At 58.8% G+C, this 24,294-nt stretch carries 22 protein-coding genes and 1 riboswitch; of the genes, 16 read left to right on the top strand and 6 right to left on the bottom strand.

Annotated elements, in window-relative coordinates; all coding sequences use genetic code 11:
• The first annotated feature begins 85 nt into the window (after positions 1-85).
• Together AB5Z25_RS03965 and AB5Z25_RS03970 are read left to right on the top strand one after the other, a co-directional pair.
• Positions 86-1,213 carry a hypothetical protein gene (locus AB5Z25_RS03965; RefSeq protein ID WP_147332645.1) on the top strand — a complete coding sequence of 376 codons (1,128 nt, stop codon included), beginning with the start codon at positions 86-88 and terminating at the stop codon, positions 1,211-1,213.
• The gene (locus tag AB5Z25_RS03970; RefSeq protein ID WP_271756768.1) at positions 1,191-1,583 is read left to right on the top strand and encodes a hypothetical protein; all 393 of its coding nucleotides are present in this window, start codon (positions 1,191-1,193) and stop codon (positions 1,581-1,583) included. The genes AB5Z25_RS03965 and AB5Z25_RS03970 overlap by 23 nt, the downstream gene beginning before the upstream one ends.
• 54 nt (positions 1,584-1,637) lie before the next feature.
• On the opposite strand, the gene AB5Z25_RS03975 is transcribed toward AB5Z25_RS03970, so the two are convergent.
• On the bottom strand, positions 1,638-2,927 hold the full coding sequence (locus tag AB5Z25_RS03975; protein ID WP_368134851.1) for a hypothetical protein: 1,290 nt from the start codon (positions 2,925-2,927) through the stop codon (positions 1,638-1,640).
• 140 nt (positions 2,928-3,067) lie between these two features.
• Positions 3,068-4,021, bottom strand: coding sequence for a hypothetical protein (locus AB5Z25_RS03980; RefSeq protein ID WP_368134852.1), 954 nt, complete (start codon positions 4,019-4,021; stop codon positions 3,068-3,070).
• 203 nt (positions 4,022-4,224) lie between these two features.
• On the opposite strand from AB5Z25_RS03980, the gene AB5Z25_RS03985 reads away from it, so the two are divergent.
• The 5 genes from AB5Z25_RS03985 (at position 4,225) to AB5Z25_RS04005 (ending at position 11,040) form a co-directional block, all read left to right on the top strand.
• Complete coding sequence (locus AB5Z25_RS03985; protein WP_368134853.1) at positions 4,225-6,204, top strand: NAD(+) synthase; 1,980 nt, start codon at positions 4,225-4,227, stop codon at positions 6,202-6,204.
• A 118-nt stretch (positions 6,205-6,322) separates the two neighbouring features.
• Complete coding sequence (locus AB5Z25_RS03990; protein WP_368134854.1) at positions 6,323-7,486, top strand: pyridoxal phosphate-dependent aminotransferase; 1,164 nt, start codon at positions 6,323-6,325, stop codon at positions 7,484-7,486.
• 201 nt (positions 7,487-7,687) lie between these two features.
• Positions 7,688-8,638, top strand: coding sequence for an L-lactate dehydrogenase (locus AB5Z25_RS03995; protein WP_022094138.1), 951 nt, complete (start codon positions 7,688-7,690; stop codon positions 8,636-8,638).
• 126 nt (positions 8,639-8,764) lie between these two features.
• Positions 8,765-9,925, top strand: a complete 1,161-nt coding sequence (locus AB5Z25_RS04000) for a DUF2974 domain-containing protein (RefSeq protein WP_368134855.1) — start codon at positions 8,765-8,767, stop codon at positions 9,923-9,925.
• Between the two features lie 110 nt (positions 9,926-10,035).
• Entirely contained in the window at positions 10,036-11,040 is a 1,005-nt protein-coding gene (locus AB5Z25_RS04005; RefSeq protein ID WP_316367139.1) for a nucleoid-associated protein, read from the top strand.
• 143 nt (positions 11,041-11,183) lie between these two features.
• Here AB5Z25_RS04005 and dapD read toward each other — a convergent pair whose 3' ends face one another.
• From dapD to dapA, 3 genes are read right to left on the bottom strand one after another with little or no spacing between them, the layout of a single operon-like run.
• The gene (gene dapD, locus AB5Z25_RS04010) at positions 11,184-11,903 is read right to left on the bottom strand and encodes a 2,3,4,5-tetrahydropyridine-2,6-dicarboxylate N-acetyltransferase (RefSeq protein ID WP_368134856.1); all 720 of its coding nucleotides are present in this window, start codon (positions 11,901-11,903) and stop codon (positions 11,184-11,186) included.
• Between the two features lie 39 nt (positions 11,904-11,942).
• Positions 11,943-12,683: a 4-hydroxy-tetrahydrodipicolinate reductase gene (gene dapB, locus AB5Z25_RS04015; RefSeq protein ID WP_368134857.1), complete on the bottom strand. Its 741-nt coding sequence runs from the start codon at positions 12,681-12,683 to the stop codon at positions 11,943-11,945.
• Positions 12,676-14,985, bottom strand: a complete 2,310-nt coding sequence (dapA, locus tag AB5Z25_RS04020) for a 4-hydroxy-tetrahydrodipicolinate synthase (protein ID WP_368134858.1) — start codon at positions 14,983-14,985, stop codon at positions 12,676-12,678. Before dapA ends, dapB begins: the two co-directional genes overlap by 8 nt.
• A gap of 65 nt (positions 14,986-15,050) precedes the next feature.
• A riboswitch (Lysine riboswitch) is annotated at positions 15,051-15,219 on the bottom strand.
• Between the two features lie 146 nt (positions 15,220-15,365).
• Between dapA and AB5Z25_RS04025 the strand changes: the two genes are divergently transcribed.
• From AB5Z25_RS04025 to AB5Z25_RS04065, 9 genes are all read left to right on the top strand, one after another.
• Positions 15,366-16,553, top strand: coding sequence for an N-acetyldiaminopimelate deacetylase (locus AB5Z25_RS04025; protein WP_368134859.1), 1,188 nt, complete (start codon positions 15,366-15,368; stop codon positions 16,551-16,553).
• Positions 16,554-16,654: 101 nt separating this feature from the next.
• A complete protein-coding gene (locus AB5Z25_RS04030; RefSeq protein WP_271744584.1) occupies positions 16,655-16,936 on the top strand; it encodes a type II toxin-antitoxin system RelE/ParE family toxin in 282 nt (93 codons plus the stop codon).
• On the top strand, positions 16,908-17,249 hold the full coding sequence (locus tag AB5Z25_RS04035) for a HigA family addiction module antitoxin (protein ID WP_343007032.1): 342 nt from the start codon (positions 16,908-16,910) through the stop codon (positions 17,247-17,249). Before AB5Z25_RS04030 ends, AB5Z25_RS04035 begins: the two co-directional genes overlap by 29 nt.
• 29 nt (positions 17,250-17,278) lie before the next feature.
• Positions 17,279-17,602 (top strand): hypothetical protein, encoded by a 324-nt coding sequence (locus AB5Z25_RS04040; protein ID WP_349128594.1) that lies wholly within the window; start codon positions 17,279-17,281, stop codon positions 17,600-17,602.
• Between the two features lie 480 nt (positions 17,603-18,082).
• Positions 18,083-19,006 (top strand): GIY-YIG nuclease family protein, encoded by a 924-nt coding sequence (locus tag AB5Z25_RS04045; RefSeq protein ID WP_368134860.1) that lies wholly within the window; start codon positions 18,083-18,085, stop codon positions 19,004-19,006.
• A 9-nt stretch (positions 19,007-19,015) separates the two neighbouring features.
• Positions 19,016-20,119 carry an ADP-ribosylglycohydrolase family protein gene (locus AB5Z25_RS04050; RefSeq protein ID WP_349128591.1) on the top strand — a complete coding sequence of 368 codons (1,104 nt, stop codon included), beginning with the start codon at positions 19,016-19,018 and terminating at the stop codon, positions 20,117-20,119.
• Positions 20,120-20,535: 416 nt separating this feature from the next.
• Positions 20,536-21,081 (top strand): DUF4352 domain-containing protein, encoded by a 546-nt coding sequence (locus tag AB5Z25_RS04055; RefSeq protein ID WP_368134861.1) that lies wholly within the window; start codon positions 20,536-20,538, stop codon positions 21,079-21,081.
• A 39-nt stretch (positions 21,082-21,120) separates the two neighbouring features.
• On the top strand, positions 21,121-21,543 hold the full coding sequence (locus AB5Z25_RS04060; protein WP_368134862.1) for an XRE family transcriptional regulator: 423 nt from the start codon (positions 21,121-21,123) through the stop codon (positions 21,541-21,543).
• A gap of 99 nt (positions 21,544-21,642) precedes the next feature.
• On the top strand, positions 21,643-23,043 hold the full coding sequence (locus AB5Z25_RS04065) for a serine/threonine protein kinase (RefSeq protein ID WP_349128586.1): 1,401 nt from the start codon (positions 21,643-21,645) through the stop codon (positions 23,041-23,043).
• A gap of 44 nt (positions 23,044-23,087) precedes the next feature.
• On the opposite strand, the gene AB5Z25_RS04070 is transcribed toward AB5Z25_RS04065, so the two are convergent.
• Positions 23,088-24,221: a coiled-coil domain-containing protein gene (locus AB5Z25_RS04070; RefSeq protein WP_368134863.1), complete on the bottom strand. Its 1,134-nt coding sequence runs from the start codon at positions 24,219-24,221 to the stop codon at positions 23,088-23,090.
• Between the last annotated feature and the right edge of the window lie 73 nt (positions 24,222-24,294).

Consider the following 24,294-nt stretch of genomic DNA (forward strand, 5'->3'; position numbering starts at 1 on the left):
TGAAATATAACCAGTGCTGTAACGTTACAAAAAAGGTTATAGAATAGGAGTATCTTATAAGTCGCTCCTCTAGAAAGAAGAACATATGCTTTCGCGTCGTCGTTTTCTGCAACTTGTCGCGTCTTCAATTGTCGCCTTAGCCGCACGTCCGAAAGAGGTTTTTGCTTCGACGGGCAATATTGATGGTGAGCAGATACAATTTACTTCTGAAATTGCGCAAGAGCTTGCCGATAAATATATAAAGGGACTCCTCGGCTCTTCGTATACGCCTTCTGACCCTATTCCTTTTGTAGACGTTGATGGGTCCCCGCTTGGTTACATTGTTCCGGTTGTGACATCCAATAGAGCCGCGGGCTATTTGGTTTTAGATGCTTCAGATGATGAAATACTTACGGGATATCGTTTTGGAGACGGCTTAGTCAGCCCTATGGATCGGGGAGGAGATCTTGGTGTCGAGCCTTATTCTTTCAATAACCCAGTCGTAATGATCAATCCATTCGAATTCGGCGTGCAATCTTTGGACGGTTCAATAACAACAAATTGCGGAAGAACAATCCCGGCTGTTTCCATAGAAGGACGGCCTGTCGTTTTATCGAATAAACCTTCAAGCTGGAACGATGTTGTAATTTACGCAACTCAAATGCAGGATTACACAGTATCTGGATTTCGTTCCATTTCTCAGTTTATGTCATATGATGAAAGCGAGATTAAGAGGCTTACCGCCCACTATGCTTGTATGGTGACGGCTTTTTCGAACGTTGCGGAACTGTATGGCATTGCCAATTTATATAGCGACCCTTCGCAATATATGCAGATATGGAATTACACCAATACCCATGCTCTTTCCGATGAAGAACAGACTGTTCCCGGTGTTGTTTTGGGCGGAACGCCGATTTCAACCTGTGCAACGGGGTTTACAAATTACTGCGCAAGCAGAGGGAGTAATCTTATCGCTCGCACTGTCTCCTCCCCGGCTATCGTGAACATTCAAAATGAGATTAACTCTAATAGACCGAATGTTTTACATGCGAGTTTGTACAACGGATCAGCCCATTCTGTAACAGCGGAGGCTTACGCCACACTTACTGGTAAGAAAACTGGAGAGACAAGGCAGATGATTGGCATAGCGGACGGCTGGAATTCATCCTTATCCTTCCTGAAGTATGATCAGAGTTATTATGCGTGGACTTATGGAACGACTTTTTCGAAGTAGGACGATTCGTTTAGTCCTGTCTTTGGTGTTGATGGCTTTATTGGTGAGCTGTTCAACAAAAGAAGAGATGCCGCGCGGAGATTCCGGAGAAATGTCTGTGACAAACTCAGATTCATTGGAAATAGCTGGTGGGCATGCCGATGTGATGTTGCAAGGTAAAGGCATGCTTAGGTCGATTGATGCTGAAGACGCTGTCTGCTCAATAGAGGAATTAAAGACAGGTGAAACTGCATCGTACCGTGTTTCAGATAATGCTGCGAATATGATTGAGTCGATACCGATTGGAGCACAAGTTTCTTTTAGGTATTTTGCTCCGCAACTTGAGGAGGAGCTTGCTTCTCTGGTGTCTATATGCGCCGATGGCAACTAAAAGGCCTGAATTCAAACGGCCTCGGATGGTCAATTGGCTATCCGAGGCCGTTTTTTACTCGACCGGGGCGTTGACCTTGTCGATGGTCCAGGCGGCTCCGAGGCCGCCGGTGGTGTTGCGGCGGATGCGCACGGTGACTTCGTGGCGCTCGCCTGCCTGCGTGTAACGCAGGGGGAAGCTTGCGCGGTTTCGCGCGGCCTCGATGGTTCCGCGCTCGCGGGCGATCCAGTAGTACTCGCCGACGATGCCGAGCGTGTCGGCGCCGTAGGGGAGATAGGTCGACAACTGGTGCAGAAGCGGGCCGGGGCAGAAGACCTCGGTTGCGAAATCGACGGGGAAGTCCTCGGGGATGGCGGGCGCTACGGGTGCGGGGGCCGGTACCATCGTCGGTGCGAAGGCCTGCTCATTGACGGGCGTCACCTCGATGACGGGCGCGGGTTCGGCGCCGAGTACTGATTCGGTGTCCGCTTTCGGCATCGCCGCGGAATCTGCGGGCTCGACGATGGCGGGTGCGTCTGCGGTCGCGGTGTCGAACTCGACTTGCGGAGCGCTCTGATTCTCGACGCTCGACTTTGCCTCGATGGGCGTGGAGGCCATGGTGGTGATGCCGGCGTTGGCGTTCTCGGGGTCATAGACGACCGTAAGCGAGATGGCAGGCTGCGGTGCCTCGGGCTCCGATGCCACCTCGGTAGCGTCCTGTTCTGCGGGCTCGCAAGGCTGATCGTCCTCGGCCTCGTCGCCAAAGACATCGCTGTTTTGGAACGCAGACGTCTCGGGCTGGTCGGCGGCTTCTTCGGTTGTCGACTTGGGAGCTTCGTTGAGCTCCGCAGTGGCTTCCTGCTCGGATATGACTTTGGGATCGGCCGTGGTGGCGATTTCGGTTTCGGCTTGTGCCGTTACCTCAATAGCGACTTCGATCTCGGGCTCGGGCTCGGGCACAGCTTCAACTACGGGCTCGGGACGCTTAACGTGCTTGGGGCGCACGGCCTTCAGGTCCTTCTCGCCGCGCTTCTTCTTTTTGTAGGACTGCTTGGCGCCCTTGGTGGCCTTGGGCTTGTCCTCGCCCTTGGCAAGGGCGGCATCCCAGGCCTCGTTGGCGATGACGGTGGCATACAGGCGGCCGCCCTTAAAGACGGTCAGCTTAATGCAGTCGTTGAGCTCCTCGAGCAGCTCGCGCGTGGACTCGAAGCCCAGGTCATAAGCGGTCATGTCGCCGGCGGCGAGCGCCTCCTCGACCTGTGTCATAAACGTTTGCTTGCCGCATCCGATTGCATCGCGTAGCAGGCGATACAGATAGATGTGGTTGCCCAGCGATAGCGTGGGCCTAACTATTGTCTTGCTCATGGCAAATCTCCTCTTTACACATGTAAAGCATCTTACCATCGCATGGCGTTCGCCATAGCGGCGCCCAAGGCAAACGGGCGCGAACCGCTTTCGATTCGCGCCCGTTGTACAGGTCGGTTATCTATGAGAGGCAAATGTGCTTAGTTGCCCGATGCCGTGCCTTGGCTCGAGTTGTCAGATGTCGTGCCGGACGCGGTTCCGCTCGAGCTGTTGGTGTTGCTACTGTCTGCTGCACCCGTTCCCGACGTGGTGTCGCTCGTCTGGCCTCCTGTGTTCGGCTGTGAACCGTCAGTTGTTTGGCTTGAGTCGGTCGTGTCGGACGGCGTGCCACTGTTTGCCGTAGAGGAATCGGTGCCCTGCGATTGGTTTTGGGTGTTCGAGGACGAATTGGCAGCGGTAGAACTGTCTTGCGTGCCGTCCGCCTGTGCCTGCTGATCCTGCGACTGGGTGTTGCCATTTGCATCGCTCTCGGTCGTGCGCGACGACAGGATTGGCTCGGGACGCTCGCCCAGACCCTCACCGGCAGTGGTGATAAGGATGGCGCCGGCGCAGGCGATGACCGCGACGATGGCGATAGCGATCGAGAAGACGATGACCTTCTTTTGCGTCTGGCTGCGCTCTGCCGCCGCCTTGGCGCGCAGGCTGTTGGGGGCGACGCGCGCCGTGGTCGCGCGTCCCGCAACCTGGCGCATCTCCTGCGTGGTCGCGGCGCCACCTAGGTGCTCCTCGACATCGGGCTCAACGGGCTCGTAGGCGCCGGCAGGGTAGTCGACAGCGGCATGCGTGCCCTTGATTGCTTCGGCGCTGGCGGAGATAAAGTGGCGATAGACCTGCGAGGACACAACAGTGATGACTGAGCTCACAGCGGCACCAATCACCGAGCCGGCAATGCCGATCTTTGAAGCAAGCGCCACGCTCGTGGCGGCAGCTGCGGCGCCGGCGATGATCTGGGGAATGGAAATGTCGTCAAACAGGCCCTTTTTGGGCGCGATGGCCATGGTCTGTCCGATGGAATGGTTCTCGTGCACGCCGTTGTTGAGCGATGCCGGCGTCATGACGCGCGTGCGTGGCGCGTCGGTGTACTTGGTTGTCATACGGGGTCCTCCCGGTGTAAATCTGCTTCGTTTCGTGTAGCCATCAGGGTACCCACCAGATGTGAATCGTACGTGACATTTAACAGATACCATCAACTCATCAATAGCTCACCAAGTTGGTGGGATGCGGTTACACCCGGCGGTTGAACTACAATAGGGCTTGCTAATTGTTGTGAATGGCGTTTACGCACGGGAGCATTCTTATGAATCTTCACCTTTCTCAGTCTGATGGCTTTTTGCGTGTGGCGGCGGCCTCGCCCAAGATGCGTGTGGCCGATGTCGAGGGCAATGCCGAGGTGGCGCTGGCGGCTGTTCGCGAGGCTACCGAGCGTGGCGTTCGCGCGCTGGTACTGCCCGAGCTTAACCTGACCGGCTATACCGCGGCCGATCTGTTCCATAACCGCACGCTGCTGCATGCCTGCGAAGCAGCGCTGGTGCACATCCTCGATGAAACCCGTGAGCTGCCGATCGTCTTTACCGTTGGCTTGCCCGTTGCGGTGGCTGAAAACATCTACAACTGCGCCGCCGTGTGCTGTGCGGGTGAGCTTTTGGGTCTTACGGCTAAGAAGTATCTGCCCAACTATGGCGAGTTCTATGAGCGTCGCTGGTTTGCTCCGTCGCCTGCGGATCCCGTGTGGGTTGAATTTGCCGGTCAGGGTCCGGTTCCGCTGGGTTCGGGGCTTGTCTACCGCTGCTGTGATGAGGGTGCCGAGGATATGGTGCTGGGCGTTGAGGTTTGCGAGGACCTGTGGGTACCGGCGCCGCCTTCGACCGAGATGGCGCTTGCCGGTGCGACGGTGATCCTCAATCCGTCGGCTTCGGACGAGATTATCGGTAAGGCGGATTACCGCCGCAGCCTCATTTCCAACCAGAGCGCGCGCCTGTATTGCGCCTATGCCTACGCGGACGCGAGCGAGGGCGAGTCCACGACCGACATGGTCTTTGCGGGCGAGAACCTCGTCTACGAAAACGGCTCCAAGCTCGCCGCGACCAAACTGCTTACCTGCGATATGGCCATCGCCGACGTTGACCTTGACCGCTTGGTTGCCGAGCGCCGCCGCTCGACGACATGGACGCGCTCGGACGATGCGCCGGAGGCCGTGACCGTCGAGTTCTCGTTTGAGGGAACGTTCACCGAAAAGTCCGTCCTGCGCGATGCCTGCGATATCGACCGCGTTTTCCCGCGCGCGCCCTTTGTGCCGGCCGACCACGGCGACTTGGCCGAGCGCTGCGAGACGATCCTCGATCTGCAGACTGCGGGCCTCAAGACCCGCCTTGCCCACACGGGTACCAAGGCTGCGGTTATCGGCCTTTCGGGCGGCTTGGACTCCACGCTAGCGCTGCTTGTGACCGTGCGTGCCTTCGATGCACTGGGGCTGCCGCGCACTGGTATCACAGCCGTGTCCATGCCCGGCTTCGGCACGACGCATCGCACCAAGTCGAATGCCGAGTCGCTCGCTCGCGACCTGGGTGTGAGCTTCCGCGAGGTTTCGATCCACGCGGCTGTGGAGCAGCACTTCAAGGACATTGAGCATGATCCAGCTGTGCAGGACGTGACCTACGAGAACAGCCAGGCGCGCGAGCGTACGCAGATTCTGATGGATCTGGCCAACCAGGCTGGCGGTTTTGTCATTGGCACGGGCGACCTGTCGGAGCTGGCGCTCGGCTGGGCTACCTATAACGGCGACCACATGAGCATGTACGCCGTCAACGCGAGCGTGCCCAAGACGCTTGTGCGCCATCTGGTACGCTATGCCGCCGATGTCTTTGGCGGGCGCATTGCCGAGGTCTTACTCGATATCCTCGATACGCCGGTGTCCCCCGAGCTTCTGCCGCCCACGGGCGACGGCGAGATTGCGCAGAAGACCGAGGATTTGGTAGGTCCGTACGAGTTGCACGACTACTTTCTCTACTACCTGCTGCGTTTTGGCTTTGAGCCGGGCAAGATCTACCGCATGGCGCTCAAGAGCTTCGAGGGCGTCTACGACGCCAAGACCGTCCACACGTGGCTACGTACGTTCTACCGTCGCTTCTTTGCCCAGCAGTTTAAGCGCAGCTGCCTGCCCGATGGTCCCAAGGTGGGCTCTGTGACGCTCAGCCCGCGCGGCGATTGGCGTATGCCGAGTGACGCTAGCTCGCGTCTGTGGCTTGCGCAGATCGACGCGCTCAATCCAGTTGACTAAGGTTGGCTAAATTGAACCAATACGGGGGTTGCAAGCGTTACACTTTTGCAATCTGATGGCCCGTATCGCGCGGCGCTCTTGTCGGAGCGCCGCGTTTTTCATATCGAAAGGTGGCACCATGCAGGCATCGCAGCGTCTCGACCGCTTTGGCGCGGAGGTCTTCGCCTCACTCAACAACAAGCTTCTCGCGCTGAAGGCTCAGGGCAAGACCATTTACAACATGAGCGTGGGCACGCCCGATTTTAAGCCGTACGACCATGTGGTCGAGGCGCTCACGCAGGCAGCCCAAGATCCCGAGATGTGGAAGTATGCCCTGCGCGACCTGCCCGAACTCAAGCAAGCCGTGTGCGATTACTATGAGCGCCGCTTTGGCGTTTCGGGCATTACGCCGTCTATGGTGCAGTCGTGCAACGGCACGCAGGAGGGCGTGGGCCATTTGGGCCTGGCCCTGCTCGATCCGGGTGACACCATTCTGGTTCCCGATCCGTGTTACCCGGTCTTTGAGGCGGGTGCCAAGATCGCCGATGCCAAGCTCGAGTACTATCCGTTGGTTGCCGAGCACAATTACCTGCCCTATGTGGCGGGCATCGATCCCGAGGTGGCCGATCGCGCCAAGTATATGATCGTGTCGCTGCCCGCCAACCCGGTCGGCTCGGTGGGCACGCCCGAGGTCTACGAGGAGATCATCACTTTCGCCCGCGAGCACGACCTGCTCATCGTTCACGACAACGCATACTCTGACATCGTGTTTGACGGCGAGCCCGGCGGCAGCTTCTTGCAGTATCCCGGTGCGCTTGAGGTGGGCGTGGAGTTCTTCTCGCTTTCCAAGTCGTTTAACGTCACCGGTGCCCGCATCGGCTTTTTGGTCGGTCGCGAGGATGTGGTCTCGGCCTTTGCCAAGCTGCGCGGCCAGATCGACTTCGGTATGTTTTTCCCGATCCAGAAGGCTGCTATCGCCTGCCTGAACGGTCCGCGCGATGAGGTCGAGGCGCAGCGCCTGAAGTACCAGGAACGTCGCGATGCCCTGTGCGACGGTCTTGAGGGCCTGGGCTGGGAGCGTCCCAACGCGCATGGCTCTATGTTTGTGTGGGCCAAGCTTCCCGGTGGTCGCACCGATTCCATGGCGTTTTGCGAGGAGCTCATGGAGAAGGCCGGCGTTGTGGTGACGCCGGGCGCGAGTTTTGGTCCTTCGGGCGAGGGACACGTGCGCATGGCGCTGGTCCTACCGCCCGATCAGATCGCTTTGGCTGTCGAGGCCATTCGCGAGGCGGGCCTGTATTAGAAACCTATTTCGACTCGTCAATAGCTCGAAACCGATTTCGCGCAGTTATTTTACGAATACTGCAAACAATTTCGGTAAACGGTCGATTTTTGGCTGCGAATAGGGGCATAATCAAAGTCCCGATTGGATGTATTGGGATTACGACAAGCCGCTCGGGTCGTTCCCGGGCGGCTTGTTTGTGGAGAGAGATGGGAGTTTCTAATGGTTAACGAGAAGAAGGTCGCTATTGTCGGCTGCGGTTTCGTCGGTTCGTCTTCGGCGTTCGCACTGATGCAGAGTGGTCTGTTCTCCGAGATGGTCCTCATCGACGTGGACAAGAACCGTGCCGAGGGTGAGGCCCTGGATATCGCGCACGGCATGACGTTTGCCGAGCCGATGAAGATCTACGCCGGCGATTATTCCGATGTCGCCGACGCCGCCATGATCGTCGTCACTGCTGGCGCTGCCCAGAAGCCCGGTGAGACCCGCCTGGACCTGGTCAACAAGAACGTCAGCATCTTCAAGTCCATTATTCCCGAGATTAAGAAGTCCGGCTTCGACGGCATTCTGCTAATCGTCTCCAACCCGGTCGATGTTCTGACCTACGCCGCCATCAAGATGTCCGGCCTGCCCGAGGGCCACGTCATCGGTTCCGGCACCGTGCTCGACACCGGCCGCCTGCAGCAGATGCTTGGTGCCCACGTCGAGGTTGACCCGCGCGATGTCCAGGCCTATGTCATGGGCGAGCACGGTGACTCCGAGTTTGTCGCTTGGTCCAGCGCTCAGGTTGCCGGCGTTCCGCTGAACACCTTCTGTGAGCTTCACGGCCACCTGGAGCATGAGGCTGCCGAGAAGCGCATCGCTGAGGACGTCAAGAACTCCGCCTACACCATCATCGAGAAGAAGCACGCCACCTACTATGGCGTCGCCATGGCCGTCAAGCGCATCTGCACCGCCGTTATGCGCGATGAGCAGACCGTTCTGCCTGTCTCCTCGCTCATGGTGGGCGAGTATGGCCTGTCCGATCTTGCTATCTCCATGCCGACCGTCGTTGGCCGCGACGGCGTTGTCTGCCGCGTCCCCGTGCCGCTGAACGACGACGAGCAGCATGAGCTCACCGTCTCCGCCAAGGCCCTCAAGGACATCATCGACAGCGTCGATTTCTCCTGCTAAATCAAGCTCGCTAGAGCGAAAAGCTACAATGAAGGCGTCCGGGTCCACACGGCCCGGGCGCCTTTTGGTGCAAAGTAACCTGACCCCAATGCACCATCCCAATACACCATAGTTGATGGGAGGGCCATGTCGGATTCGCCTAATTTTTTGACCTATGCCCAGACGGCGTTTGATCCGTTTGAGGAGCGGCCGTTCTGCGCGGTGGACAGCCTGGTCTTTGCGTGGTTGTCCTATTTGCGTTTGCCGGGTGATACGGCGGAGCTGACGAACTGGCAGGGCCTAGACGTACGCGAGCTGCTGCGCGCCGAGTGCTACCAAGACATGATTGGCGACCTGTGGGATCCGGAGGGGAGTCGTGCCCTGTTGGAGGCTGTGGCAGCAAGCCCTCGCTACCGTGGCGTTCGTGTTTGCGGCTATCGTAGCGTGAGTGATGCCGAGACAACGGAGCAGTTTGCGGCCATGACGTTCCGATTTCCGGCGGGGTTTAGCTATCTTGCCTTCCGGGGGACCGACAGCACGATTGTGGGCTGGAAAGAGGACTTTAACATGGCGTTCCGGTGTCCTGTGCCGGCCCAGGAATCCGCGGCGCGTTATGTGGACGAGGCGGCGGATGCGATCGACGGGCCGCTTTTGTGCGGAGGTCATTCCAAGGGTGGAAACCTTGCGGTGTACGGTGCGGCGATGTGCTCCGATGTCGCCCGTGAGCGAATCGAACGGGCGTATTCCCATGATGGTCCAGGGTTCGTCGAGGAGTTTCTGAACGGCAACGCCTTTGCCGATCTTTCCGGTCGAATCGATAAGACGCTACCTCGGTCGTCGATCTTTGGCATGATGTTCGAGACACAGGAGGACTATGCCATCGTTGAGAGCACCGAGTTCAGCCTGCTGCAGCACAATCCCTTTAGCTGGGTGGTTGATGGTCACGACTTCGTGTACTGTGAGCGCCTGTCTGCCGGTGCTCGATACGTTGATGGTTCCATTCGCGAGATGTTGCTTGCAGTGTCGCCTAGCGAACGCGAGCGTTTTGTAGATGCGTTGTTCTCCGTGTTTGAGGCTACGGGTGCTGAGCGGTTTGCGGATATCGCTGGGAATCTGCGCGAGAGCCTGCCCGTGATGCTCCAGGCTGCGCAAGGCTTTGACGAGGATACACGACGCTTTGTCTCGCAGACCATCGTAGCAATCCTTAAATGCGCACTGCTGCCCAAACGACCTCAGATCGACATGCCCGCTGCCGGCAAGAGTTTGGCAGAACAGCTCGAGGCTTGGCAGTCCGAGCTCCTGCGCTAACCATTGGTGCAAGCAACCTGTCCCCGATGCACCAATCTTCGAAGCGCCTGGGGCGGGATCGACCGCTATACTGATTCGTGCCGAAATCGATCTAGAACGGAATGCCGTATATGAAAATCAATCACGCGATTCTGCATATCCTGGACTTTGACTCTGCCGTCAACGTCATGAGCCAGCGCGAGTTGGATATCGAAAGCCGTACTGTCCGCAACTTCGTGACCACACATCTGCGTCGCGCGCGCACTTCGGCCGATAACAAGCGTGCCACGTTTGCCGAGAACTCCGCATTCGGCGGCGAGCTCAAGAGCTATTTCTTTGGTGAGCGTGAGTTCGTGGACCTGTCGCAGCAGATTGCGGAGTTTATCTCTTCCGAACTCACCAAGGCTGAGAAAGCCGAGTCCACCGACGTGCTTGTGGCGGACTTTGACGACGATGAGGATGCCCGCTGGTTTGCCGTGATGCTGCTGGGCTCCAAGCAGGCATTCATGCACGAGGTGGGTCGCGAAGAGGGCGAGGTGCGTAACGACATCGCGCGCCACTACGCCATTCTGCCGAACCCCTCGCAAAAGGTGCCGAGCTATGCCATCGTGCGCGCGAGCACCATGGAGATCGGCTATGTGGACAAGAAACGCAAGATTGCCGGCGAGGACCGTATGCTTATCCCCGATGGCCTGCTGCAGTGCGACACGGGCGTATCGGGCAAGGAGGTCATCGACACCGTGACGCGTGTGGTCGAGGAAGTCGCCGAGGAGCACGGTGCCAATACGGCCGTAGCGCTCGCCAAGGTTAAGGCTGCTGTTGCCGAGAAGGTCGAGGATGACGAGGAGCTGCCGCCTTGGGATATCGTCGACGAGGTCTTTGAGGACGAGCCGGTCATCAAGGAGAGCGTGCGCGCGGCACTGACCGAGGAGAAGGTGCCTGAGCGTGTGCCCGTGGAGCGCAAGCAGGTCGAACGCGCGGCGGTGCGCAATCATAAGATCCGTACCGACACGGGTATCGAGATCAGCTTCCCGGCCGAGATGGGTTCCAACTCCGAGTACATCGAGTTCGTCAATGAGCCTAACGGCCTCATCTCCATCGAGCTCAAAAATATCGGTAGCATCGAGAATCGATAAGTTGCGTTGCGCCTACAGCGAGAAAGCAAAGGCCGAAGCCCTTCGGGACTTCGGCCTTTTTTGTTTTCGGCTTGGTTGCTGACATTGCGCCGCAGGTTGGGCATACGTCAGCGAAAACGCGGTTTGTCAAAACCGCGTAACTATTAAAGTTGACGTAAGCCCTCTTCCAGGCCGGTCTTGCTGTCGGTCTTCTCATCGCGCATCTTGATGACGCGGGCGGGGACACCGGCCACGACGGCGCCGGCGGGGACGTCCTCGACGCACACGGCACCGGCAGCCACGACGGCGCCCTTGCCCACGCGCACGCCCTCCAGGACCACGGCGTTGGCGCCGATCATGACATCGTCCTCGATGATGACGGGCGTGGCGCTGGCGGGCTCAACGACGCCTGCCAGTACGGTGCCGGCGCCGATATGGCAGTTCTTGCCCACGGTTGCGCGGCCGCCCAGGACGGCGCCCATATCAATCATAGAGCCTTCGCCAATGACGGAGCCGATGTTGATGATGGCGCCCATCATGATGACGGCGCGGTCGCCGATCTCGACGCGGTCGCGGATGATCGCGCCCGGCTCGATGCGGGCGTTGATGCCCTTAAGGTCGAGCATGGGCACGGCAGAGTTGCGACAGTCGTTCTCGACGTCGTAGTAATCGATGGAATCGGCGTTGGCGTCCAGGATGGCCTTAAGCTCATCCCAGTCGCCAAAGACGGTCTTGCCGCGACGACCGCCGTAGACATGTGCGTCGCCCCAAGCAACCTTCATGCCCGGCTTCTCGCGCACGTACAACTTGACGGGCGTCTTTTTGGGCGCGGTGGCGATGTAGTTGATAATCTTCTGTGCATCCATCTCGGCTGCGTTACTCATTTGCTATCTCTCCTTTGGGCGGATTCGGTTGACACCTGGTTAGACAAACATGACCTGGTCGAACGTATAGAAGCCGGGTTCGCGGGTGACGAGCTTCTGCGCGGCTGCCAAGGCGCCGTTGACAAAGATCTGACGACTCGTGGCGCGGTGGGTGAGCGTGACCTCCTCGTCCTGGCCGAAAAAGCTTACCTCGTGCACGCCGGCGACGGTGCCGCCGCGCAGCGAGTGCATACCGATCTCCTTGGGGTCACGCGCGCCGCACATGCCCTCGCGGCCATAGACGGGGTGGTAGCCTGCCTCGGGCTCAGCTTCGACGACGGCATCGAGCAGTAGCTTGGCAGTGCCGCTGGGGGCATCGACCTTTTGGTTGTGGTGCGTCTCGACGATTTCGCAGTCAAAGCCGGGCAGCTCGCGTGTAGCCTGCGCTACCAGATGGCGCAGGGCTGCGATGCCGATGGAGTAATTGCCCGAGTGCATAACGCGGGTGTTCTGGCCCAGCTCACGCAGACGGTCCATCTGCTCGGGGGTGTAGCCTGTGGTGCCCGAGACCAACGCCGCGCCCGTGCGCTCGACATAGGCGACGACGGCATCGAAGGTCACGACGTTCGAGAAGTCGATAATCACATCGGCAGCCGGTGCGTTCTCGAGCTTGCTCAAATCGAAGCCAATCTGGGCGACGATATCAAAAACGTGCTGACCGGCGGCGTCGACAACGCCCTCGGCGGTGGTGCGGATGAGCGAGCCCATGCGGCCCGTTCCCATAATGACGGTCTTAATCAAGCAGACCAGCTCCCTTCAGAGCATCGGTAAGTGCAGCGCGCGTGTCGTTGGCCATGGAGCAAAGCGGCATGCGGTAGTTGGCTTCGATCATACCCATCTGAGCGAGCGCTTCTTTAACGGGGATGGGGTTGACCTCACTAAAGAGGGCGTTGATGAGCGGCTGGCCAGCAATTTGAATATCGCGGGCACGTGCCACGTCACCGTCCAGATAGGCGCGGCACATGTCATGCACGAGCTGCGGCTGAACGTCGGCCCACACGCTGATGGTGCCCGAGGCGCCCAGGCTCATGAGCGGTACGGTCAGCGCATCCTCGCCCGAGTACATGCGGAAGTCGTCGGACAGCAGGTGAGCGATCTTGGCCGCGTAGGCGACGTTGCCCGAGGCTTCCTTAATACCCATGATGTTGGGGTGCGCGGCCAAGCGCTCTACGTTGCGCTCGCTGATGCCGCAGCCGCAGCGGCCGGGGATGTTGTACAGGATGCAGGGGATGTCCACGGCGTCGGCGACGGTCTTAAAGTGCTGATAGATGCCCTCTTCATTGGACTTGTTGTAGTAGGGGGTAATGAGCAGCAGACCATCGGCGCCCAAGCCCTGGTAGGTGAGCGACTTGGTGAGCATGGTTTGCGTGGAGTTGGAGCCCGAGCCGGCGATGACGGGGACGCGTCCTGCAACCTGCTTGACCACGGCGGCGACAACGGAGTTGTCCTCGTCATCGGTCATCGTGGCGCTCTCTCCGGTGGTGCCCAGGGTGAGGATGGCGTCAGTGCCGTTTTGCAGGTGGAAATCGACAAGGCGCTCGAGTGCGTCAAAGTCGACACTGCCGTCCTTTTTAAATGGCGTAACAAGGGCGACGATTGAGCCCTCGAGATTGCGGATATCCATGTTCTTCTCCTTCGCTTCCGCGATCTGGATGCGTTTGTTCCACTGAGCGGCGATGGCCAGGCGCTCGTCTTGGGCGCGACGGCGGGCACTTTCGGCACGCGACTTTGCCAGCAGCTCGCGTCCGCACGGCAGCACGTCGAGCGTGGCAAAGTAGTCGCCCGGGCGCTCGGCGCGACGAATGAGATCTGCCGAGCCATCGGGGCGAAGCAGGACCTCGGCGGATCGCAGGCGTCCGTTGTAGTTGTAGCCCATGGAGTAGCCGTGCGCGCCGGTATCGTGGATCACAAGCAGGTCGCCCATGTCGATATGCGGCAGCTTGCGATCGATGGCGAACTTGTCGTTGTTCTCGCACAGATTGCCCGTGATGTCGTAGATGTCCGTGACGGGCGCTATGGTCTTGTCGTCGCCACCCGGCTGGCCAATTACCGTAATGTGGTGGTAAGCGCCATACATGGCAGGGCGGATCAGATCGACGGCACTTGCGTCGACACCGATATAGTCCTTGTAGATCTGCTTTTCGTGGATGGCCTTGGTGACCAGGCAGCCGTAGGGGCCCATCATAAAGCGGCCCATCTCGGTGCAGATGGCCACATCGCCCATGCCGGCAGGAACCAGAATCTCGTCGTAGGCTGCGTGTACGCCCTCGCCGATGGCGTGGATGTCGTTAGCCTGCTGCTCGGGCAGGTAGGGGATACCCACACCGCCGGACAGATTGATAAAGGCGACATGTGCGCCGGTCTCGCACTCCAGGCGCACGGCAAGTTTAAAGAGGATGCGTGCGAGCTTGGGATAGTAGTCGTTAGTGACGGTGTTACTGGCAAGGAAGGCATGGATGCCAAAATTCTCGGTGCCCTTGGCCTTGAGCATGCGGAAAGCCTCAAAGAGCTGCTCGGTGGTCATGCCGTACTTGGAGTCGCCGGGGTTATCCATGATGCCGTTGGAGAGCTGGAACAGTCCGCCCGGATTAAAGCGGCAGCTTACCGTCTTGGGGATAGGGCCCGCAACGCGCTCAAAGAACTCGATATGGCTGATGTCGTCAAAGTTGACGATGGCACCCAACTTGCCGGCGAGCTCAAAGTCGGCAGCCGGCGTGTCGTTGGACGAGAACATGATGTCGTGGCCGGTGATACCCAGCGAGCGGGCGATCATGAGCTCGGTATAGCTCGAGCAATCGCAGCCGCAGCCGTATTCGTTGAGGATGGAGATGAGTGCCGGGTTAGGGTTGGCCTTGACGGCAAAGTACTCCTTAAAGCCCGGGTTCCACGCAAAGGCGTCGCGCACCTCTTGCATGTTGCGGCGGATGCCCGCCTCGTCGTATAGATGAAACGGCGTAGGGAACTGCTCGACGATATGCTCGAGCGTTTCCTTGTCCACAAACGGCTGTTTGGCCGTGTACGCTTCGTTGGGGGTCAATGCCATGTCCCGTAAACCTCGCTATCCAGACGGCGCCATCTGCGCATCGAATCCGCATAGCGTGGACCCAATGTCCGGATAGCGCTCCCGCATTGCTGCAGACAGTCCTGCGGGTGTTTCCCGCAGGCCCACCAGGTTGTTCGTGCCCGAAAAACCCAGTTCGGCGGGTTTCGCCTCCCCACGGGGTCAAAGTCTGCCGACTCGCCCGCGGATCTTCGTGCCCGCGCCTCTATCAAGTGGTAACGACCCTACCATGTTACACTTTACCAAACAAGAGTATTCGTATATAACGTTTAAAAAATGCAGGGATATGCTGGAAATAAGGGTGTGGCAATCTTGCGGCACAATAAGATGGCAACTGGCGCGCACCTATGAAAGGAACCTTTATGACCGAGCTCCAAGAACTCCGTCGCTATCGGCGCGATCTCCATCGCATTCCGGAGCTCGACTTCGATCTTCCGCAGACTATCGCCTATATCGAGGGCGTGTTGGCGCCGCTCGCTTGCGAGGTGACCCATCCGTGTCCCAGCTGCGTTTGTGCCTTTTTCGATGCCGGTGTGGGCGCTACGCATGCCACGGCGATTCGCGCCGACATGGACGCCCTGCCCATCGCGGAGGCGACGGGAGCTGATTTTGCCTCGACGCATCCCGGTAAGATGCATGCGTGCGGTCACGACGGTCACATGGCCATGGCGCTCGCGGCGGCGACTTTTGTCGACCGCACGATTCGTGAGCAGCCGGGCGCCATCAAGCGCAACGTGCTCTTCGTGTTCCAGCCTGCCGAGGAAACGACCGGTGGCGCCAAGACGGTGTGCGAGAGCGGCGTGTTCGAGCGCTATGGGGTTGACCGCATCTTTGGTTTCCATGTGTGGCCCGATCTTCCTGCCGGTACGCTGGCGAGTTGTTCCGGTCCGCTGCTGGCGCGTTCGAGCGAGACACATGTGCACATTCATGGGACGAGCATCCATATCGCCAAGACCTACGGCGTTCCCGTTGGCGAATCGCACGATGCGGCATTGGCGGCTGCCAAGTTCTTGGTTTCCGAGCGCGAGCTCATGGACGAGTTGGGCGCCGATGAACCCTGCATTGGTAAGTTCGGCCTGTTGCAGGCCGGCACCGTCTGCAATGCGGTGGCAGGGGAGGCCCATGTGGCTGGCAGCCTGCGCGTGTTTACGGACAGCACGTTCGACCGTGCGCGCGAGGGCGTGCGCCGCGTGTTGGACGAGGCCTGCGCCGCAACAGGCTGTACGTACGATCTCGACTTTGCCGAGGGCTATCCGCCAGTCGATAACGACCCCGAGCTGTTTGCCTGCATTGCGCCTGCCTTGTCCGAGCTGCAACTTGTGGACGAGCCGCTGCTGATTGCCGAGGACTTCGCGTTCTATCAGCGCCATCTGCCGGGCGTGTTCTTCTTGCTGGGCACGGGCGTGCCAGAGGGACAAGAAAACCCGAGCGATTCGGATGGCTGTCCCGCCTATGCCACGAGCGCTCTGCATACCGATACCATGCTCTTTGGCGAGGAAATTCTGCTCAAAGGCCTCGATGTCTACAAACGATTGTTTCTGCTTGGTTAATTGGCGAAGGATACCTGCTCTAGAAAACACGAACAGATGTACGGTATAATAGAGATGTAAGTCTATAGAAACGTTTGACGTTATTAACGTAAGGCGATACTATGATTGCATCATATAAAGATGAAGACACTGAACGCTTCGCAATGGGTGTGCGGATTAGGAAGTTCATTCCTTTTGAGCGGGTCGCCTTGAGGAAGATTCGCCAACTGCAGATCTGCGCTTCGCTTGATGATCTTCGCGTTCCGCCAGGCAATCGTCTTGAAGCGTTGAAGGGCGATCGCGCTGGTCAATATAGCATCCGTGTTAATGAGCGCTATCGGGTCTGTTTTGAGTGGAGACAGGGGATGGCTTGGAATGTCGAAATCGTCGATTATCACAAGTGATGAGACCGCGCCCGATTTGCTGTCGCCGGTGACTCCTGGTGAACTTCTCAAAGAGGAATTTCTTGTTCCTATGGGCATTTCTCAATATCGCCTTGCTAAGGAGACCGGAATTCCGGCACAGCGTATTGGGCAGATTATTTTGGGAAGGCGTCGTGTTACGGCTGACACCGATCTTCGCCTTTGCCGCTACTTTGGCCTAACGGATGGCTATTGGCTTCGCGCTCAGATGGCGTTTGACCTCGAGGCAGAGAAGAGGCGCATCGAGCCGGAGCTGGATAAGATTGTTCCCGTTCAGCGGGCCGTTGCGTTGTAGTGCTCAAAGATATTGAGGTTGGAGTGACGATGGAACGACGCCGACAGACTGCCGTGTATAGTCCGGGTGGATGCGGGTGTGGCTTGCTGCTGATTCCGGTCATCGTCGTGAGCGTTGGCTTGATGTTTGTGCTTGCCGGGCTGGCCGCAGCGGCGCTCGTGCTGCTGATTGTGGCTATTGGCGTGACGATTTGGCTCTGCCGCAATCGCGAGCAACGTCGTGCCGACGGCAAGACCGATGTGGGATGGATTGTCTTTTTGGTTACCGCCTACCTGTTGAGCATCGGCTACCTTGTGTTCTTTGTTTTGCTGCTCGTTAGCACCTTTACCGGGGAATCCGTCACGGTGGGCTAGGCTTCGACGAGCCTTTTGAGGATGAGGCGAGGGGGCGGATGGGACATGTTGTTCAAGACGGAGTGCGACGCGCGGGCGGCAAGAAGATCGCGATTCCCATCGGCAAGCAGGACGCGACCGTCTTCCGCAAGGTGATGAGCGCAAAAGACGCCATCTAAGAGTTCGCGCCGGCGCTAGGGACGGCCGATCAGGAGCGGGCACTGCGTATTGCCCGAGTGCGGGCGAGACGGATGGTGGCGTGGATGATTCGCACTTATCTTCCTTACTTTCGGATTATTCACCAAAAATAGCCGTGCGGGCACATCACGAACAATCGCCAAACAAGGCATAAACACGGGCGCGGGGCTTATCGGCTTCGTGCTCTTCTTCGCCATAAGAAACGACAACAGCAGAGCGGTTAGCCGAGCGCTAATTTTCGTCTGGAAAGCGAGTGGTATGATTCGACCTACAGGCTTTTCAAACTGAAACGGCGGAATTAACATGGGAAATGCTGTTATAACGCTCAGGGATTTGATGCCGGTGGCGCACCCAGAGAAGACAAAGATCAAATTCAACATGAATGCTGGCGACGTGAACGTGCGCGCGTACGACATGCTGCTGAAGGACACCTCGACCCCCGAGAAGACCGATAGCGGCTCGCGATGGTACGAGATGAACGCGTGGAGGAGCGCGACGGGACAAGCGAATAACAACCTCAACCATGCGGATTACCTACTCTCGTTCGCACAGTACTACACCTACGGGCCCGAGTACTTCATCTTCGGCGGCATGCACAAAGTGGAGAAGGCAGTACCCGAGGTGCTGGGCGGCGTGGGCTACAAGTTGACGCTTCTTCCCGACTACGAGGCCTACATCAAGCGCCTCATCATCAAGTTGAAGAAGCCTATCGGGCGCGACATCTACAACAAGTTCTACGAGAACACGATGCACGACTTCGAGCCCGTAGTGTACGAGTACTCGATGAGCCTGGGCAACGTTGCCCCTTTTCCTGGCTACAAGTACGTGTGCATCGACCACAAGACCTTGCAGGCCGTTATCGCCAGCGTGGGCTCCGACTGGTACTGGGCGCTGGACAACGTGAAGGGCGTCTACTGCATCACCGACACCGCGACGGGGAAACTCTACGTGGGTTCGGCCTCGGGCGACAGCAAGAAGGACGCGGGCGCGGACTTGGGTATCTGGCAGCGCTGGAGCGCCTATGCCAACCCCATGGACCCGACTGGCGGCAACAAGGAGTTCAAGGCCATCGTGGCCGAGCACGGAACTGGGTACATCATGGAAAACTTCACCTACTCCATTCTAGAGGTGTGCGACACCAAGATGACCACCGCCGAGGTGTGCGAGCGCGAGAGTCACTGGAAAGACGTGCTTTGCTCGCGCAAGTTCGGCATGAACTGGAACTAGGTGCGCGCCATGGGCTTGTTACGGACGGTGAGGGACTGCGTGTACGGCATGGCCGTGGGCGATGCGCTCGGCGTGCCCTACGAGTTCAGGCCGCGCGGCAGCTTTACCTGCACGGACATGGTGGGCCGCGGCACGCACAACCAGCCTGCGGGCACATGGAGCGACGACACGTCCATGGCGCTCGCGCTGTGCGACAGCTACCGCGAGCTGGGCGATATCAATTGCGACGATATCCTCGTCAAGTTCCGCAATTGGATAAACGAAGGCGCATACACCGCCGACGGGAACGTCTTCGACTACGGCAACGCCACCAGGCAGGCGCTCGATACGGGTTGCGGGCTCACAAGCGAATACAGCAAGGGCAACGGCTCGCTCATGCGTTGCCTGCCTATGGTGTTTATGGAATGCTCCGACTGCGACATAAGGGAGGTCAGCGCGATCACCCACGCTACCGACGACTGCTGCCAGGCCTGCGTGGACATGATCGCCTATGCCCGCGAGGTGCTTTACAGCGGGCACGCCGGCTGCGAGAGTGAGGACAGAGCTGGTGCCAGCGGCGGTTACGTGTGGGATACTTACCACGCCGCCATCTGGTGCCTAGAACATACCGACAACTACCGCGACTGCGTACTGACCGCCGTGAACCTGGGCGACGATACCGACACCACGGCTTGCGTGGCCGGTGGATTGGCCGGCATCCTGTACGGATACGAGGGCATTCCGACCGAGTGGTTAGAGGCCTTGCGCGGCAAGGACGTGATTGAGCCTTATTTGTTCGGCGGGGCTTACGGTGATGACCTGTGCAGGTTCGTTAAGCGCTTCGAGGATTCGCTGGACGGTCCCACCCGCGACTTCCACGCGTTGGCCCATGACATGTTCGGCCTGGGTTGGCACATGGACTGTGGCGAGGCCTTTGCCGGGGCATATCCGCGCTCCGGTACGGCCGAAGGACTGCGAGAGGACATAGACACCATAGACGACGTTGGGCTTCTGGGCAGCGGCGTCTTCTCTCGGTGGCGCTATATAACGCACTGGAAGTACGATAGCGTGCCTGATAAGGACGATCTGGAGTGGTTCAGGCTGGCGCTCGGGAGGCTTCGCGAGCTGGCATAGGGGTGCCGTGATTTGAATCGCTTGCCTGAGGTGGCTGATGCCGACTTAAAGCACGGGGAGATATACCGCAGCGCTATTGCTTTATTGCCTGAGTGATCTTAGGACCATACCTTTTATTCGATAGCGGGGCGACGGAATCGTCGAACACCATGCGCGCGCTATCTTCGACGGGCAGCCCCCCCTCATGGGCATCTTGCAGGTGAGAGGGGTGCGGCTAACGTCGGCCAGAGGCGCGGAAAGGGCGCTTTGGTATCAAGCTGCAGCCTCAATCACCGCTCCATCTGAACAGGCATCTTCTCAATCCAGTACCAATCTGGCTTACAAACCCCCATTAGCTCCCAGCTAATGAATTTGAGCTCGCTGCCTTCTACGATGTGCTGTGTGCCGGCGCGGTAGCCGGATCGTAGGAAGGATGCATGATGAATAAGCTCGAAAACGAAGTGCTGCTGAGCCGTCGCGCTGCACTTGGCGCATTCGCCACTGTTGCCTTGGGGACTGCCGGTCTTCTTGCCGGTTGCGGTAGCGATAAGGCGACCGTCACCGAGGATGCCGGCGATGGCGACAAGAAGGAAGAGACGAAGAAGGAAGAGCAGCCTACGACTGACCTGGCTGTTGGCACGACGGTGACCACGACTGCTGGCCTTTCCGTCGTCGTCGATTCCGTCCAGCCCGGCCTTACAAATTATGACGGTTCGACCATGACGGGTATTCACGTCACGTACGTCAACAATGGCGATGAGGGCGCAGATTACAATATCTACGACTGGAAGGGCGAGGACGCCAACGGTGCGCAGCAGAACCAGGGTTATTACAGCGAGGGTTCCGATGAGCTGCAGTCTGGTACCCTTGCCGCCGGTGGCTCCGTGGCGGGCAATATCTACTTTGATGGTGACATCAAGAAGGCTCTCTATTTTGCCAACGTGTTTGATAAGTCTGCTGCTGCAAGCTGGGTGCTGGCCTAACATGTCGCTACCGTTGCGCCGTATGGGAGGTGAGGTCGTATGCCCAATAAAAAGCTGACGGACGAGTTACTCAATGAACTCCTCGACGCGCCAAACATCGATGGCTATATCAAAGAGCACGACTTTGCCGCCCCGTCGCTTTCGGATTACTTAAAGCAGTTGCTGCAAGAGAAGGGGCTCGAGCGCTCGCGTGTGGTGCGTATGGCCGACCTCAACGAGACCTTTGGCTATCAGATTTTTACCGGTGCGCGGCATCCGAGTCGCAATAAGGTGCTGCAGATTGCCTTTGCAATGGCGCTGTCGATGAAGGAGACCAACCGCGCTCTGACGGCTGCCGGAGTGAGCGTCCTCAACTGTAAGGACCGTCGCGATGCAATCATTATCTTTTGCATCGACCGTGGCTGTAGCCTCCAAAAGGTCAATGAAGAGCTATATCGCTTTGGCGAGGAAACGGTGAGTTAGTGGTCGATGGCTGAGCCGGCGGTGTCACCAGAGCAGCCATGCAAACGATCGGGGTGCGGACACCATGGGGTGTCCGCACCCTGCGTTATGATGGGCACCATGGATACTCAGAGCCCAACATATTCCGATGACGAGCTGACTGCTTCACTTGTCGAGCATTTGGCGTCGCTCGACCGCGATGACAGCTATCGTGTGGAGCGCGTGCTCAAGTGCTCGGATGTCGAGACGACCGAACTCGTCTATTTTGAGGGCTCTGGCGGCGGGTCTCTCGGTCCCTTTGTCCGCAAGCGCATCGATGCTTCGGTGCAGATTGGCGGAGCATATGAGCGCCTGTTTGCGGCCCAGCGCGCCGGTCGTCGTTTTGAGCACTTGCCCCGAATCGTCGATTGCCGCCGTGTGGGCGACGAGCTTGACGTGGTGATGGAGTATGTCGAAGGCGAGACACTCGAGGCCCTGGTGGGACGCTTGGGGACGACGCCCGATTATGCCCGCGGGCTGTATCCCGTTCTGTGTGAAGCGGTGGGCGAGCTGCATGCTGGTTTTGCAGCTGCGGGGGAGCCGGGGATGCCGGTAATCCACCGCGACCTTAAACCCTCGAACATCATCGTATCGGGCGTGAGATACGCGACCGATGCCGGCATGACCTTTTCCTCGCTGGTGATTATTGACCTGGGAATTGCGCGCGTTTGGCGCGATGGCGCCGACGCCGACACCGTCAAGTTTGGCACGCGTTCCTATGCGCCGCCCGAGCAGTTTGGGTTTGGGCAAACGAGCGTCCGCAGCGATATTTACGCGCTTGGCGCGCTGCTGTTCTTTTGCCTGACGGGAACTGACCCCAAGCCTGGGCGTGACATGCGCGAGCAATGCGAGGCGCATGGCATTCCCGTTCCGCTGGCGGATGTGATTTGCATGGCGATGGCGCTCGATCCCGCTAAGCGCTTTGCGAGTGCAAAGGCACTGGGGCATGCTGCGCGTGCGGCATATGAGCTATGTCTCCCTGCACCGTCGCCCGTGACCTTTTCTGCTGCCAGCGTGCCCCGGGCCGCGGTGCCACAGGTGCAGCGGGTACAGCAGCCGGTTGCCCTCACGCTTCCGTCTTCTGCAAGCCGGCGTTCGATCGTCTCTCCCGTGACATCCAAATGTGTGCGTCTGCTCTCGCGTATCCCCGAGCCCGTGGGGCGCATATGGAATGGATGCGTCTATGCGACAACATTGTTGCTGCTGATGGGCAGCCATTTTGCGGTATTTACGCCAACGGGCGAAAACCGAAACTATCCAACGTGGTTTTTGGCGCTTGAGTATTTCTTTATGGTCGATGGCCTGGTGTTGCTCATTACATTCGGAATGCTCGACCGGCGTAGGCTTCGACGTCGTTTTCCCGTGCTCGGTCGGTATCGGGGGAGTGCTTTTGTCGAACTATGGTTCAAGGCGCTCGGGTTTATGTTTGCCGTCATGTGCGTCGTCGTTGTTATCGGCAACGCGACCGGTATCGTCTCCTAGAGAATCGAAAAGGGGCCCCGTTTGGGGCCCCTTTGCAGTTGCACTTAAATACGGTTCATTTGATTGGCGACCTTGTTGTACCAGTCCTGCCACGTGGGCGGGCAGTACTTCTTGGCGGCTGCCGGAGTAAGCGTGGAACCATAGTTGGCGCCCAGGTAGGCAACGTGGGCGGAGACGCCCTCGCTCCAGCTACCAAAGCTACGCCAACCACCGCCGCGGGCACTCCAGCCCCAGGCGTTATAGGAGCCGGCGCAATAGAGGCCCTTGCTGCTCTCGATGCAGGCGATGGCGGGGGACCAACGGGGATCGACGCCGGTATTCCAGGCGGCGACGGCAAAGTTGTAGCCCTGGCCTGCCATGGGGGAGCCGGCAAGGTAGTTATCGATGCGGCTCGTCCACTCGTTAATGAACGAGTCGTAATCGGAGTTACCGCTATTCGAGCTGTTCACCGTGGTGTCGATGGTGGTGTTGGCGTTGTTGGCCTGGCTGTTGGAGTTGTTGCCGCTTACACCCTCGCCCGAGATCTTCTCGGCGGCAGCGGCCTTGTCGGCCTCGAGCTTTGCCAGCTCGGCAGCATTTTCCTGCTCGGCCTTTGCCTGCGCCTCGCTGCGGAGCTGCTGAGCCTGCGCCAGTGCATCCTCGGCATTCTTTTGCTCGCCCTCGAGCTGAGACTTGGCCTGATCGAGGGCGGTTTTGTTCTGCTCGAGCTCGGTCTGCATCTTGTTAAGCTCTTCGATCTCGTCGACGCTCGAGCTCGTAATCTGGTTGGTGTATTTGCAGGTGGTGATAAAGTCACCCAAGCTCTGCGTGTTCACCAGGAAGCTCACGATGGGGCTGGTGCCCTTCTGGTACTTATACAGATCGCGCATGGCGGAGCTTGCCTTGGCCTGCTGCTCGGGTAGCTCGGCCTCAATCTTATCGATGTTCGCCTCATTGGAGTCGATCTGCTTTTGCAGATCCTCGAGCTTGGTTCGGGCGTCGTTGTAGGCGCTCGTGGCGTCCTCGATCTTTTTCTGGGCGGCGGAAAGCTGATCCTGCGTTGCCTGCGAGGCGGCATAGGCCGCGACGGGGGAGAGCATCGGCGTGGCCGTCAGCGCGACGGCGAGCGCGGCGCTCGTGATGATACGAGCCGGCTTCGACGCGATGAGCGCTGCGGTGCGATGGTTCGAATGCTGCATCCAGTCCCTCTGCAATCAATCGTAGGTTATTGGTCGAGGTGTATTCTACTACTGCTTTCGACCTCAACTTGAA

This window comes from Collinsella aerofaciens (assembly GCF_040910325.1).
Classification (GTDB): Bacteria; Actinomycetota; Coriobacteriia; order Coriobacteriales; family Coriobacteriaceae; genus Collinsella; species Collinsella aerofaciens_BL.